Annotated in this window: 11 protein-coding genes and 2 tRNA genes; 5 read left to right on the top strand and 8 right to left on the bottom strand. The window is 43.9% G+C overall.

Translation table 11 applies throughout. The features are described from left to right. Positions 1-205 precede the first annotated feature (205 nt). Both NQU59_RS04830 and NQU59_RS04825 read left to right on the top strand, forming a co-directional pair. Positions 206-281: transfer RNA gene (locus NQU59_RS04830), tRNA-Glu, on the top strand. A gap of 101 nt (positions 282-382) precedes the next feature. Next, a tRNA-Glu gene (locus NQU59_RS04825) sits at positions 383-458 on the top strand. A gap of 43 nt (positions 459-501) precedes the next feature. Here the strand turns inward: NQU59_RS04825 and NQU59_RS04820 are convergent. Beyond that, a complete protein-coding gene (locus NQU59_RS04820) occupies positions 502-1,437 on the bottom strand; it encodes a hypothetical protein (protein ID WP_004657391.1) in 936 nt (311 codons plus the stop codon). Between the two features lie 177 nt (positions 1,438-1,614). Next, a complete protein-coding gene (locus NQU59_RS04815; protein WP_257065234.1) occupies positions 1,615-3,225 on the bottom strand; it encodes a hypothetical protein in 1,611 nt (536 codons plus the stop codon). A gap of 230 nt (positions 3,226-3,455) precedes the next feature. On the opposite strand from NQU59_RS04815, the gene NQU59_RS04810 reads away from it, so the two are divergent. Then, positions 3,456-3,794, top strand: coding sequence for a hypothetical protein (locus NQU59_RS04810; RefSeq protein ID WP_005238340.1), 339 nt, complete (start codon positions 3,456-3,458; stop codon positions 3,792-3,794). Positions 3,795-3,821: 27 nt separating this feature from the next. On the opposite strand, the gene NQU59_RS04805 is transcribed toward NQU59_RS04810, so the two are convergent. The 5 genes from NQU59_RS04805 to NQU59_RS04785 form a co-directional block, all read right to left on the bottom strand. Further along, entirely contained in the window at positions 3,822-4,766 is a 945-nt protein-coding gene (locus tag NQU59_RS04805; RefSeq protein WP_257065233.1) for a cation diffusion facilitator family transporter, read from the bottom strand. Between the two features lie 129 nt (positions 4,767-4,895). Further along, positions 4,896-8,063: an efflux RND transporter permease subunit gene (locus NQU59_RS04800; protein ID WP_257065232.1), complete on the bottom strand. Its 3,168-nt coding sequence runs from the start codon at positions 8,061-8,063 to the stop codon at positions 4,896-4,898. Continuing rightward, the gene (locus NQU59_RS04795; RefSeq protein WP_257065231.1) at positions 8,053-9,288 is read right to left on the bottom strand and encodes an efflux RND transporter periplasmic adaptor subunit; all 1,236 of its coding nucleotides are present in this window, start codon (positions 9,286-9,288) and stop codon (positions 8,053-8,055) included. Before NQU59_RS04795 ends, NQU59_RS04800 begins: the two co-directional genes overlap by 11 nt. Next, on the bottom strand, positions 9,288-10,706 hold the full coding sequence (locus tag NQU59_RS04790; RefSeq protein ID WP_005238334.1) for a TolC family protein: 1,419 nt from the start codon (positions 10,704-10,706) through the stop codon (positions 9,288-9,290). Before NQU59_RS04790 ends, NQU59_RS04795 begins: the two co-directional genes overlap by 1 nt. A 54-nt stretch (positions 10,707-10,760) precedes the next feature. After that, positions 10,761-11,141, bottom strand: coding sequence for a cation efflux protein, CzcI-like (locus tag NQU59_RS04785; protein ID WP_202948693.1), 381 nt, complete (start codon positions 11,139-11,141; stop codon positions 10,761-10,763). A 152-nt stretch (positions 11,142-11,293) separates the two neighbouring features. On the opposite strand from NQU59_RS04785, the gene NQU59_RS04780 reads away from it, so the two are divergent. Further along, positions 11,294-11,986 (top strand): hypothetical protein, encoded by a 693-nt coding sequence (locus tag NQU59_RS04780; RefSeq protein ID WP_257065230.1) that lies wholly within the window; start codon positions 11,294-11,296, stop codon positions 11,984-11,986. Between the two features lie 305 nt (positions 11,987-12,291). Continuing rightward, the gene (locus NQU59_RS04775) at positions 12,292-12,669 is read left to right on the top strand and encodes a tetratricopeptide repeat protein (protein ID WP_005238327.1); all 378 of its coding nucleotides are present in this window, start codon (positions 12,292-12,294) and stop codon (positions 12,667-12,669) included. Between the two features lie 43 nt (positions 12,670-12,712). On the opposite strand, the gene ettA is transcribed toward NQU59_RS04775, so the two are convergent. Further along, a complete protein-coding gene (gene ettA / locus NQU59_RS04770) occupies positions 12,713-14,374 on the bottom strand; it encodes an energy-dependent translational throttle protein EttA (protein ID WP_005238316.1) in 1,662 nt (553 codons plus the stop codon). Positions 14,375-14,408: the final 34 nt, after the last annotated feature.

Genomic DNA, 14,408 nt, shown 5'->3' with positions numbered 1-14,408 from the left:
ACCACCAAAAAATGCAGCTTTAGCTGCATTTTTTTTACCTTTAAACACATTATTTTCTCAACATTTTTACTTAACTGCTTATTTTTGATTATTTATTCCGCAACATGTTTTATTTTTAAACACTTATCCACTTTTTTTAGATTTTCTTGAGAAAAGTGTTTGACACCCCAACCGATTCACCCTAATATACGCCCACCTCTGAAACGTCCCTATCGTCTAGAGGCCTAGGACATCGCCCTTTCACGGCGGTAACCGGGGTTCGAATCCCCGTAGGGACGCCACTAAATTCGAGGAAAAGCAAAGAATTAAATCTTTGCCAAGAATTTAGGCCTAGCGATCAGTATGTATTACATATACCGCTCAGGTAAACTTCCTCAGATATGTCCCTATCGTCTAGAGGCCTAGGACATCGCCCTTTCACGGCGGTAACCGGGGTTCGAATCCCCGTAGGGACGCCAAATTCTGAAAAAGCCACTGCATTGACAGTGGCTTTTTTATTGCCTATTCAGTTCCAATCCCGACCTGAACTTCTAATCGTCCAGACTGTACACGCAGACCACGGATCTCGAATTGATCCACCAGTTGCTGGACCAGCTCACGGCTTTCTTGCAAGATATTTAAGCCCGGTAAAATACTAAAATCAGTCAGGTTTAATAACTTATCCACCATCCATGAGCGGTTATTAATGAAATCAATAAAGCCTGCTTCTTCCAGATCGATATACCATAAGCGATGCCCTTCTTTTTGAATGCCAGGCACATCACGGATCAGATGATTAATCAAAAACGGAATTGGTAAGGAGTTAATTAATTCAAAACTGACATTGCCAACACGACGTGCTGCCCAATTGGTCAGGGTTCCGCCATGACGGATTTGCAAATCAAGATGCTCATCAACCTGTCGTAAACGTAAATATTTTTCTTGTCCGATACGACACTCTAAGACATTAAATTCGAGTGAAAGACGATATAGAAAACGGCGATAGTGCCCATCCAATTCAATATGGAAACGGTCATTCCCACATTCAATTTTAATGTCATCAATTTCGCTACGATCCATTCGCTTGCGAATTTGATTATTGAGCAACATTTCGGGTAGATACAAGGTCAGACTACTTTTGCCCAAAGAGGCTCTCGCCATGGCCAAAGCCACCTGACGTGCTGCTTCACTGGTCTCCGATACCATATCTCGTACGGTATTGCGCACTCCTTCGACACCACGCTTGGTATGATGTGTGACATGATCCAGGGCATCGAGTGCTGCATCTGCCACACCCGCAATATTGCGCGACGTATCACTGGCAAATTCCACCGCATCCTGTGCATGCTGCAATGTTTTATTAATCAGTCGACGTGATAATGATGGTTTCTCGGCAGAAACTTCCGCATCAGCCGGCATTATATCGAACATCGCCTTTTTATCATCTTGTCGATTCAAGATGCTCTCCCTCTTCCCTTTCTTACAGACTCATTTCTTATGAGCATCAATCTGCTTTCTGAACTTATTAGATATTTTTCTGTAGATTAGCATGCTCTGCGCTGTGATTTGCGTATTTTTGTTGCATCGCTTCAAATTATTTGCCACATCAGACCAACAGCAGTTTTAGATAAAATTCTATGGTTCATCAACCTGAATAGATGCTTGTCTATCGTCAGAGCCAAGCATCTGAATTTGCTCTAAACGCAGCACTTTATACTGTTCTAAAATCGATCCCAACTGCCGTACGTGCTCTTGCCCAACACCGAAATTCGATAATTCACGTAAAGCCACCCATGCGGCTTGCATTTGCTCAAACTGACTACCTTTAACCAGTTTTAGCATCATCCAGTCAGCGAGATCGTGCACACGTTTATGCATTTCAAACTGCAATGCAAATAAATGACTGATTAAAGCTGATGCATCCAATTGTCTCAACAATCCTTGAACCTGGCGAAGCTGTTGAGTCTGTTGTTGCAGATGAGGACTTAAAACCTCCTGATTAAACCAGAATGCAAAAGCAATCATATCTTGAACAACCACATCTCGTTGCATATAAAGTGCATTCCGTTCAGGATGCCGTTTATTCAAACGAATATCACCTAAATAGCTCATCAAACCTTGTTCCAAGATGATCTGAATATGACCTAAATCAAAATCTCGCTTTGGTTCCGAATCAGTCTGGCTCAGTTGATCAAGCAATACCGCATATTGAACAGGGTGCTGTAATAAGCACAAAATCTCTGCATTCTGTTGGATGGCTTGCCATAAACAAGTTAGCGGTAGATCGGCTTGCCCTGTACTGCTCATACCTTGCGCCAGCAGATGCTGCCATGCGGCTTGCATCGTATTTTGCTGATGCAAGCTGGTGAACACACTCTGCCCGGTTAAAAGCTGTGGTGCAGTTGCAATCACCTCCTGACTAAAAGGAAGATGCACTTGCTTAACACCCAAAATGCTATTTAAGGATTTTCCCAGTGAATTTAGACCACGCCCCAAATCGGCCAGCAGAGGGGGATTTGATGTCCGTGTTTGCAGAATGGACTTGGGTAATAATAAGCTGACTGCACGTTGTAATCGTTGGTTCTGATTTTTTTGGTCAATCGGCTTCAGATGATGCAACAACAAATACAGCGCATATTCAACATCACTCAGCTGTGGCTGGTATTCAGGCTGATTGCGACTTAATAAACAATCAATATAAGCATAAAAAGCGCTTTCATTGCGTTGTTGCGATTGTTGTGCTGCCCATTCATAGTATTCAATCGCTTGCGTGTATTGCGTCGCCCCGGCATAAGCTTTGGCCAGTGCAATCGCATGTTGTGCACTCGGATAATGTTGTTGGAAATAATGCAAGAGATCAATTTTCGGTTGTTGATCCAGACAGCGATCCAACTGACGCAGATAGCCATTGATGTGTTGCTGATTCGGCTGTTTCACAATGAAATTCAGTCTATAGACCAAACACTGTTCATACCATGCATGTTTACGTGCATGTGACTCATAGGCATTTAGCAATTCATCTTCAATCAGCTGAATCAATTGGTCAGCATAGAGCATGTCTTCCGCATTCTCATGCCTGAATTGCCATTGTTTGGGTAAAACCACTTTAAATAAACGTAACAGAAAATGCGCACTGAGGTCAGGGCTTTGCATCGTCACCAGCATGAGCTTCTCTTGAGCTGACAGATGTTCTTTTCCCTTCTGAATACGCGCTAAACGCAATTTGAGAATCTTGGTGGGTAACATGCGCTTCCTTTCGCATTCTTCAGCCTGCTCAAGTTGCAACTTAGCAGACTGCCCCTGCTTTTGCGAATGGCTTTAGACGAGCTGTCGCAGCGCTTCTAAAGCCAATACGATGCTTGACGCTGGAGTACGATAAACAATAAAAATAAGTAAATTTATGTATTTGAAAGGCTCAGGATTTTTGCTTTCACATAATTTTCGTTAAAATGAACAAAACCGAATAGGAATTCTCTATGCAATATCGTTGCCCCAAATGTCAAAGCGCAAAAATCATGCCTGTCAGTCAAGGGATGAACAGCCCCCGTCCGAATGTACCTAAAAGTTTGGTGCTTTTAGTTCCAGCAATTTTTATTTTATTGCTCTTGGTGCTGATCAGCGTTGGCATGTGGATTTTTGGCAATGGTGCGGGACAAGGCCTGCAAATTGCGACGGTTGTCGTCTTTGCAATCTGTGTCATTGCAGGTGTTCTATTCTGGCGTGATCTACCTGATTTTAAAATTTCTATGCAAGCGTTTATGCAGGCACAGAAATATTGGAAATGCCGTGACTGCAATCATGAGTGGCAGAACTAAAATATCGAGATGGAGATTCACATCAGCTTAATGCTGATGTGAATGAGCCTGTTCTTCATTGTCAGCATGTTGATGGGTATGCTGACAGTTGATTTCTGCATCATCTTCAATCTGCAAAGTCACTTCAGCAATGCCATGCTCATGCGATAACATTTCCGTGGCAGCACGATGCAACTGATTACGATCAGCATTTGGTGCGAACAGATGAACAGTCAAATGAATATTCTTTGAGGTAATTGCCCAGACCTTCAACTGATGGATACTTTCAACACCCTCTAACGCCAGTAAATCATTTCTGAGCTTTTCAATATCCACTTCTTCAGGCACGCCTTCCAATAAAATATTGATACTCTGCTTGAGCAGAATCCATGTTCTCGGTAAGACCCAGAAACCAATCGCGACCGCAAGAATGGTATCAACCCAGTACCAGTTGGTGTAATAGATAATGACCGCACCCACGATAACTGCGACTGAACCCAGTGCATCACTCAACACTTCCAGATAGGCACCTTTCATATTCAGGCTTTCTGCTGCACTGGACATTAACAGCTTCATGGAAATGAGATTAATAATCAGGCCCAAGCTCGCCACAATCAACATACCAACACTTTGAATTTCAGGCGGTTGCGTAAAGCGCTGATACGCTTCGTACAGGATATACATGGCCACAAAGAACAACATCGACGCATTAAACAATGCTGCCAGAATCTCAAAACGCTGATAGCCAAATGTGCGCTTGTTATCCGCTGGACGTTTGGCAATTTTAATCGCCACCAACGCAATCGCCAACGCAGCGGCATCGGTAAACATATGCGCTGCATCGGACAGTAAGGCTAAACTTTGCGTTATTAAACCTGCGACCACTTCAACCACCAAGAAGGTTGAAGTCAGTATCAGCGCAATGGTGAGTTTTTTGATATTACCTTCTGTGACTGCTGCATGACTATGGTCATGCCCTTGATGTCCACTCATGTAGGACTCCTTTTATCATTATCAAAGCAAGACCTGTTGCAGTCTTACCGTCAGCCAAAGCGAAAATCGCTTTGGCTGGTTCAGATTCTTCTTAATCAAGTGCTTCATTAAGAAGATAACATAAACGGATTAAATTGCACTTTCCTGATGTTTGCTCTGTTTCGCTTCATTCATCCAACGATATACCACGGGCAGGATCAGTAAGGTCAGCAAGGTGGATGAAATAATCCCACCAATCACCACGGTTGCCAGTGGACGCTGTACTTCTGCACCCGTACCTGTAGCGATCGCCATCGGAATAAAACCAAGCGATGCAACAAAAGCAGTCATCAGAACGGGACGTAAACGCAATATCGCGCCATGCCAGGTAGCATAATGAACATCATATTGTGCCCGCAGCTCTTTAATAAAGCTGAGCATCACCAAACCATTTAATACTGCAACACCCGAAAGGGCAATAAACCCCACCCCTGCGGACATGGACAATGGGATATCACGTAGCCACAGCGCCACCAATCCACCCGACAGCGCAAACGGTACACCACTAAAGACCAACAAACTTTCTTTAAAATTGTTAAACACAGCCATCAACAGAATAAAGATCATCAACAAGGCCAATGGCACCACAATCTGCATTCTGGCTTTAGCCGAGGCAAGATTTTCAAATTGCCCACCATAACCCAGCCAATAACCGCTTGGTAATTTTTGCTGTGATAACTTCTGTTGCATCTCACCCACAAACGAGCCTAAGTCGCGATCTCGAACGTTGGTGGTCACCACGACACGGCGTTTCCCATTCTCACGACTGACCTGAGCCAAGCCTAAAATGTTTTCCACTTTTGCAACGTCTTGCAATTTGATTAATCCGCCATTCGGGAGTTGGATCGGTAACATGGCCAATTGTTGTGGCGTACGCATCACATCATCTAAACGTACGACAAAATCGAAACGGCGGTCGCCCTGTAAAATCTGCCCGACACTTTGACCACCAATACTTGCGGCAACCAAATCTTGGATCGATTTCACCGACAAGCCATATTGCGCCGCCAGTGCATGATCAATATCCACATTCAACAACGGTAAACCGTCCGTCTGCTCGACTTTAACTTCGCTCGAACCAGTAATGGTTTTCAGAGTTTGAGCAACTTTTTCAGCCTCTTGATTCAAGACCTGCATATCATCACCAAACACCTTCACCCCAATATCACTGCGCACACCTGAAATTAATTCATTAAAACGTAGTTCAATCGGTTGTGAAAACTCACTGTTATTACCCGGGATTTTCTCCACATAAGCCAACATTCGAGTCCGAAGGTCATCGATGGTTTCCGACTTATCTGGCCATTGATCACGCGGTTTTAATAACACCACGGCATCGGAAATGTTTGGTGGCATCACATCCGTTGCCACCTCTGCGGTCCCTGTCCGTGCAAAAATCGCTTTGATTTCAGGAAATTCTGCGAGTAATTGCTTCTCAACGCTTTCCTGAATTTTGAGTGACTCTTCAATCCCGGTACTCGGCGCACGCATCAACTGCAAGGCAAAGTCACCCTCACTCAGTTGTGGTGCAAACTCGCTGCCGACGCGCGAGCCGATTGCAGCAGTTAAGACTAAAATCGTGACTGCTCCTGCTATCACGACATAACGGAAAGCATAGGCTTTATCCAATAAGGCCTCATAATTGCGCTTTAATGCCGCCATCCAGCGACTTTCTTTCTCTTTCACTTCACCAGTAACAAATAAAGCCACTGCCGCAGGGACAAAGGTCACTGATAAAATAATGGCACCGATCAAGGCCAACACCACCGTCATTGCCATAGGATGGAACATTTTTGCTTCCACACCAGCCAACGCAAAGATCGGTAAATACACCACCATAATAATGATTTGTCCAAAAATCAGTGGACGTCGCGCTTGTTTCGCTGCCAAGAAAACTTCGGTGAAACGTTCAGAACGGGTCAGCAATCGCCCCTTATGATGTTGTGCTTCGGCTAGCCGTCGAATACAGTTTTCAACAATCACCACTGCACCATCGACGATAATCCCAAAATCCAGTGCCCCGAGACTCATCAGGTTGGCACTGATTTTCTGTTCCGCCATCCCCGTCAGGGTAAACAACATCGACAAAGGAATAATACAGGCGGTAATTAATGCGGCACGGAAGTTCCCCAAGAACACAAACAGAATCACAATCACCAGGATTGCACCTTCAATCAGGTTTTTGGCTACCGTTTTAATGGCCTTATCCACTAAATTACTACGGTTGTATACAGTTTCAATCACCACCCCTTCAGGCAATGAGCGTTTGATTTCCTGCATTTTGCTGTCGAGTGCCTGGGCGATCGATTTACTGTTCTCGCCCATCATCATCATCGCGATACCCAGTACCGTTTCTTCACCGTTATAGGTCGCACCACCAGTTCTCAAATCATGGCCAATCGAAACGGTTGCGACATCAGCAACACGGATCGGCAAACCATTTTTGGTGCTGACCGTCACGTTTTCAATATCTTGTACGGTTTTCAGCATACCTGGAATACGCACGGTGAGCTGTTGACCATTTTCTTCAATAAAACCCGCACCGCGGTTTTCATTATTTTCGGTCAGCACCGTTTGCAAATCGGATAACGGAATTTGCAGTTGTTGCAAACGTTTTAAATCAGGAGAAACCACATAGGTCTTGTTATATCCCCCGATGGTATTAATTTCTGCAACGCCTGGCACTCGCTGTAATTGAGGGCGAATAATCCAGTCCTGAATTTCACGCAAATCCATGGCTTGATACGGCGTCCCATCTGCTTTTTTCGCATTTGGTTCCGCCTTGACCACCCATTGATAAATCTCCCCCAGACCGGTTGAAATCGGTGACATTTGCGGGTCAATATCATCTGGCAAAGCACTCTTGGCTTCCTGCAAGCGCTGATTAATCAGCTGACGCGCCCAATAAATATCGGTTCCATCTTTAAAAATCACCGTGACTTGCGATAAGCCATAGCGTGAGATTGAGCGGGTCTGTTCCAGATTTGGAATACCAGACATGGCATTTTCAATCGGATAGGTAATCCGTTGCTCAACTTCAGGCGCAGTAAAGCCACCAGCCTGACTGTTAATTTGTACCTGTACATTGGTAATGTCAGGGACGGCATCAATCGAAAGCTTCTGATAGCTATAAATCCCAACCCCGATCCATGCCACCACAAACAGCATGACCCAGATCGCATTGCGGATTGAAAACTGAATAATCCGATCAAATAGGCCTTCCGCAGGCGGAAGCCCCAAATTATCCTTAGTGTCCATGCTCGGCCTCTCCTTTCTCGATCTCAGATTTCAAAAGGAAACTGCCTTGACTAACATATTGTTGCTTTTCAGTCAGGCCAGATTGAATTTCCACCCATTGCCCATCACTTGAATAACTGCCGAGCTGAACAGGTGTTGGCGTGAAATGCATTTGGTCTTTTTCTTGCTTGGCCACAAAAACCGTGGCTTTGCCATCGATCTGCTGAATCGCGGCTTTGGCAACCCGCAACACAGGTTTTTTATCGGTGCCATCTAGCAGCACATTCACCATTAAGTTTGGTCGTAATTCTTTGGCAGGCGTTAACACTTTGGCACGTACCTGCAAACGACCCGTTTGCGTATCTGCTGCTGTAGTTAAGGTCTGAATTTGTGCTTTAAAGCTATTATTGGTTTGCAGTGATTTAAACTCGATCTGCTGATCGGGTTGGACATTGATGTTATTCACGCTCGGTAAAATAAATTCAATCCAGAGTTGATCCAGCTGATCAATCACAAAGAGCTGCTTATCTGCAGTAATTTGCTCACCAACCACAATATCTTTCAGGCTCACCACCCCACTTAACGGTGCGGTCAAGACATAGCGCCCCTGACTGCCACTGGATGCACCCAAGGCAGATAGACGGCTTCGTGCAGCCTGTACCTGAATCTGCGCCTGACGATAGGCATTGTAGGCACGTTGATAATCCTGACGTGCCGAAACACCTTGTTCCCAGAGTTGTTTTTCACGCTGATAGTCTTGTTGGGCAAGCGTTAACGCTTGCTGCGCAATACTTAAATTGGCTTGTTGATCGACTAAATCCGGAATGAATAATGTAGCTAACACCTGCCCTTTCTTGACCTGTTGACCCAGTACGGCATTGACGCTTTCTACACGTCCAGCAAAGGTTGCTGAAACATGCGCTTGTTGATCAGTATTGGTTACCAATTTCGCAGGATAGGCAAATTGCTGACCCACCTCGCCAACACCCACCTGAGCCAGTTTAACGCCATATTCAGTCATCTGTTTGGGGCTTAGATTTAAACTGCCTTCCTCACTTTCCTTGCTTTGCCCAGCTTCACCTTCTGCATGCCCGTCTTCACCCTCAGCATGGCTATCGCCCGCACTAGCGGCATCACCACCAGCTTTGTTCTTGCCAGTGAAAAATAATAATGCGCTGAGGACTAAGCCAACCACGACAACCAGAATGACCCAAAACCACTGCTTTTTAGATTTATTTGTCGACATTATTCTGCTCCTACTACAGTGGGAAGGTTATTGGTATCTTTCCAAAGGGTTTGATTAATCTGGTTTAAAGCATCTGTTGAGCTCACAACACTTGGCTCAATACCGAGTGCTAAACTCTCCGCTTCAATTTGTTTTTGCCATGCACTTTTCAGCAATTGCACTTTATTTAAACGCTGATCTTGCAATTGCATGGTGGCTTGCTGCACATCGGTAATGGCATATTTACCCACTTTAAAACCCAGCAACATTTTTTCTTGTACGCTTTCAGACAGTGGAATTTGTCGTTGGTTGACCAAATCAAACTGTTGTTTTAAACCCATCAGTTCAGCGGTAAGTGTCTGAATGGCATTTAAGTTTTGCTGTTTGTAAAACTGCTGCTGTTTGACCAGCAAATCTTGTTTGGCGTTGGCAATCCGCAGAGAATATTGCTGACGGTTAAAAATATTCAAAGGAATCTCGACACCCACTCTGAACTTGTTATCCGTGGAGTTTGTATCTGCACTTTTACTTTGCACCATGCCCAGATTGATCGTTGGATTCGGGCGGTTGGATGCTTTTAAATAATCAATATTGGCTTTTTGTCGCACAATATCGAGCTGAATTGCACGCTCAAATAAATTGTCCTGCAAATAGCTTTGCAAATCTTGTTGCTGCGGCCAAGCATTGGCCATTTCAGCGGAGTAGCGATTGTCGGTACTGCCCCACAAATTTGCCAACTGACGCTTTGCTGTGGCTAAAGCCAGTTCGGTTTGCTGAAATAAACGCTGATTCTCAATATGTGCCATTAACGTACGGTCTAAATCGACCTGTGCGATACTGCCTGCTTTCAGTCTTAAACGTGTCGCATCTAAAGTCGCCTGACTGGTTTTTAACTGTGCCTGTACCACATCATGCTCAAGCTCTAAAATCACCACTTGTGACCAAAGATATTTGACAGCGAGCTCTAGCTGCGCGTCGTAAAGCGCCTGATTAAGCCCCACTTGGGTCGCTTGCACATCGGCGAGTTTGACCGCAGCACGGCGTTGGCCAAAAACATCCAGTTTTTGCGACACACCAAATTCAAGCTCTTTATCCTTACCAGACCTGAAATCCGTTTGCTGGATAGAGACACTTGGGTTTGCCCATAAAGCGGCTTGTTTGACATTGGCCTCGGCAATCCCCTGCTGGGTTTGCCATACCCCCATGCTTGCTTGATGTTGTTTAACATCTTGCAAAACTTGTTCAAAGCTCAGGTTACGTTGTACCACCTTGCTTGGTGGTTGATTGGCATCAAGCAACGTCTCTGCTGCAATGGATGGACTCAAAACGGCAGTGCTTAAGGCAATCGCGATGACTGACCACTGCAATGACAATTGAATACGATTTTTCTGCGTATGCTGCTCAATCGCATGGATACGCTGATTTAAACGAAAAGACATATAAAGCCCCGCAAAATAATAAGATTACGGTGGGCTATTTTTCGGCTACCCCACCTATAGCGGGGTCAATACAGGGGGCGGATTTAATCCGATTAAATGTGGGGACTGATACGAATTAGACCAGTAATATTTTTGTTCTGCTTTATGCATCCGCAACATGGGTTCATTCAGTTGCTGTTGAACTTCAGCCACCACCACATGGAAGCAGGAAGGTAAATGATCATGATGATCTTGCAGACTGAGCGGCATCGGTAAGTCAGAGACATCCTGATCTACCACGACTTGCTTTTTCTCTGGTACATGATGCCCGAAATGGTTTAGGCTGCTGTACTCACTTGAGGTTTCATGCGCGCAAAACGCTGCCGCCACATTCCAGAAACTTTGGAACATGAACAGACTCAGCAAGACGGTCACGAAAACAGTTGAGCGTTGCAACAGCACACCCTTACAGTAAATTGCACAAAGGCACTATAGCAGGCTATCGCGATGTAATAAAATTACAAAACAATTTTTAGTCAATTTCTCACTGATTTAAAAAGTTTTTTCGTCGACTTTGATCACTATAATTTTTCTTTGACAGGTATTTTATGTCTAAAATCTTCTCTATTTTGCTGTTGGCTTTGGGGCTTAACCTCAGCGGATGTGCCACCACCCTTCTTTCAACAGCACTTCCCAATGAGACCAGCCGCATTCAAACCGATACTATAAAAACCGACCAGATTATTGCACTGGGGCAAGCCATTCAAAACCAGCAAAGCCAAGGACTGGTGTTTATTGGTCAGGATTTTAATTATTTAATGACGGATGGGAGTGCTGAGCTACTTAAGCTTCTGCATGCAATTCCAGCGCAACAGCGATCTTTCAGCGGCGCATCTCCTTTGCTTCTCACGATGGAAGATCCAAATCATTTTCGTGGCGTCTTACAAATTCAATATAATACCCGCATGGTTGATCTCAATCAGAAGCAAAAGGATTTATTAAAGTCTTTAGGCTTTAGACAAAATTTTGACTTGATTCAAAATCAGCAAACCGCTCCTTATCCTTATATTAATGTTTTTTTCAAAGGCCAGTTGTATCAGCGCTTGGATAGCCAAAAAATTCAGCAAAAATTAGCAGTACCATATCCTGTTCAGCTACAGCAAGAAACAACCATTACCACCAAACATCCAGTGAAACGAGCAACTCGTACGGTGTTATATCCTTTAGCCATGGTTTTTGATGTTGTAACCATTACGCCGCTATTAATCTGGTCAGATCTGCGTGGCGATTTTAATAAATAGCTGGAGGTTAATGCTAACGCTCACTTTTGAATGGTTAGCATTATCAGCTCATTCTTTAAAATACAATCATGAGCTTTATTTATTATAACTAAAAAGTCTCATTGATTTAAATCAATAAAGACCTTCTATATGAAGAAAAAGTGGATCATACTCCCTGTTCATTCTTTTTAATATAACGGCTTAAATAAACGTGACCGTGTTTACATTTTAATCTCATTATATACATAAATAAATTAACACAAACTAATAAAAAGATTTATATTCAAATCACAATAATGAAAAAGCTTGAACTAAAGGAGACTGCCATGAATCTAAATATCGTAAAACAACAATTGCGCTCATGTTTCCTTAGCTTTAAGGAGAATGATGCTGTTCCTGAATCAGAGCGAGAAATTAATAAAGCACAATTCTTCGAAAGTTTAGCAATCAGTGATCACTATAAAGAAGATCACTATACCATTTCCTCTAATGATCGAAATGCAATGTGGTACTTTTTACGTGCCGCACTAAGAGGTAATTCGAATGCCGCATTTAAATTAGGTGAAAGTTACTTACACGGTGAACTCGGTTTAGATAAGGACTATAAAAAAGCCCAATATTGGCTAGAAAGAGCAATGAACCAAGGCCATCCTCAGGCAAAAGATTACCTTTATACTGCATTTAGTGAACTGGCTTTTTCATAAGCTAAAAAAAACCAGCTTAAAAGCTGGTTTTTTGTTTCAGGTCTTAGCCTGTGATTTTTTTGTACTTGGTCCGTTTTTGAGCGGCATCATCACCTAAACGAGATTGGCGGTAAGCCTCATATTCTGCATAGTTACCTGTGTAGAATTCTGGCTGTTCGTTCTCAAATGACAAGATATGCGTTGCAATACGGTCAAGGAACCAACGGTCATGCGATACCACCATCACAGTGCCTGGGAAGACCAGAATTGCATCCTCAAGCGCACGTAAGGTTTCGATATCCAAGTCGTTCGATGGCTCATCCAGCAAGATCACGTTTGCGCCCATCTGCAAGATCTTTGCCAGTTGTAAACGGTTACGTTCACCACCAGACAATTCACCTACACGTTTTTGCTGATCTTGACCTTTAAAGTTAAAGCGACCGATATAAGCACGTGATGCGATTTCATAATCACCAATTTTCAGGATATCTAAACCGCCAGAAACTTCTTCCCAAACCGTTTTGTTGTTATCCAAGGTGTCACGAATCTGACCGACGTAAGCTACTTTAACTGACTCACCTAAAGTCACAGTCCCCGTATCCGGTTGCTGTTCGCCAGTCATCATACGGAATAAAGTGGTTTTACCCGCACCATTTGGACCAACGATACCCACAATCGCTGTAGGAGGGACAGTGAAAGTCAGGTTTTCATAAAGTAAGCGACCATCGAATGATTTACTGATCCCTTCCACTTCCACAACTTTGTTACCCAAACGTGGGCCAGGTGGAATGTAGATTTCAGATGTTTCATTACGTTGTTGGAATTCTTTAGAGTTAAGCTCTTCAAAACGTTCCATACGCGCTTTGTTTTTCTTTTGCTGACCTTTGGCATTTGAACGAACCCATTCAAGTTCTTTTTTCAATGCTTTAGCAAAAGATTCTTCTTGTTTCTGTTCCTGCTCTAAACGGGCATTTTTCTGTTCCAACCAAGAAGAATAGTTACCTTGGTAAGGAATACCATGTCCACGGTCAAGTTCAAGAATCCACTCAGCCACGTTATCCAAGAAATAACGGTCATGCGTAATCGCCACGATCGTACCTGGGAAGTCTTTCAAGAAACGCTCTAACCAAGACACGGATTCAGCATCTAAATGGTTGGTCGGTTCGTCAAGAAGTAACATGTCTGGCTTAGACAACAATAAACGGCACAGTGCAACACGGCGACGTTCACCACCTGAAAGCAAGGATACATCAGCGTCCCAAGCGGGCAGGTTCAATGCATCCGCAGCAATTTCAAGCTGATTGTTCAGGTTGTGGGCATCCCATGCATGGATGATCGATTCCAATTTTTCCTGCTCTTTCGCAAGTGCATCGAAATCTGCATCTGGTTCAGCATATTCAGCAAAAACCTGGTCAAGACGCGCCAAAGCATCCAGTGCTTCACGTACGCCATCTTCAACGTTACCACGAACGTCTTTGCTTGGATCAAGTGGCGGTTCTTGTTCTAAGTAGCCGATTTTGATTCCTGGTTGTGCACGTGCTTCACCTGAGAAATCTTTATCTACGCCAGCCATAATACGGAGTAAGGTTGACTTACCTGCACCGTTCAAACCAAGCACACCAATTTTTGCGCCCGGGAAAAATGATAAAGAGATGTCTTTTAAGATTTCGCGCTTCGGCGGAACCATTTTCGACACTCGGTTCATCGTATAAATATATTGGGCCACGCAGGACTCCTCAATTGAAAAACCAATACATCGC

The organism is Acinetobacter colistiniresistens (assembly GCF_024582815.1).
Lineage (GTDB): Bacteria > Pseudomonadota > Gammaproteobacteria > Pseudomonadales > Moraxellaceae > Acinetobacter.
Note: the sequence above shows the minus strand (reverse complement) of the source record. Positions and strands in the feature narration are given on the sequence as shown.

Bases quoted from the DNA above. Each gene is read 5' to 3' on its own strand.
- NQU59_RS04775 (WP_005238327.1), top strand. From the start codon at position 12,292: ATGAATCTAAATATCGTAAAACAACAATTGCGCTCATGTTTCCTTAGC.
- NQU59_RS04805 (WP_257065233.1), bottom strand. From the start codon at position 4,766: ATGAGTGGACATCAAGGGCATGACCATAGTCATGCAGCAGTCACAGAA.
- NQU59_RS04810 (WP_005238340.1), top strand. From the start codon at position 3,456: ATGCAATATCGTTGCCCCAAATGTCAAAGCGCAAAAATCATGCCTGTC.
- NQU59_RS04800 (WP_257065232.1), bottom strand. From the start codon at position 8,063: ATGGACACTAAGGATAATTTGGGGCTTCCGCCTGCGGAAGGCCTATTT.
- NQU59_RS04790 (WP_005238334.1), bottom strand. From the start codon at position 10,706: ATGTCTTTTCGTTTAAATCAGCGTATCCATGCGATTGAGCAGCATACG.
- NQU59_RS04795 (WP_257065231.1), bottom strand. From the start codon at position 9,288: ATGTCGACAAATAAATCTAAAAAGCAGTGGTTTTGGGTCATTCTGGTT.
- NQU59_RS04815 (WP_257065234.1), bottom strand. From the start codon at position 3,225: ATGTTACCCACCAAGATTCTCAAATTGCGTTTAGCGCGTATTCAGAAG.
- NQU59_RS04780 (WP_257065230.1), top strand. From the start codon at position 11,294: ATGTCTAAAATCTTCTCTATTTTGCTGTTGGCTTTGGGGCTTAACCTC.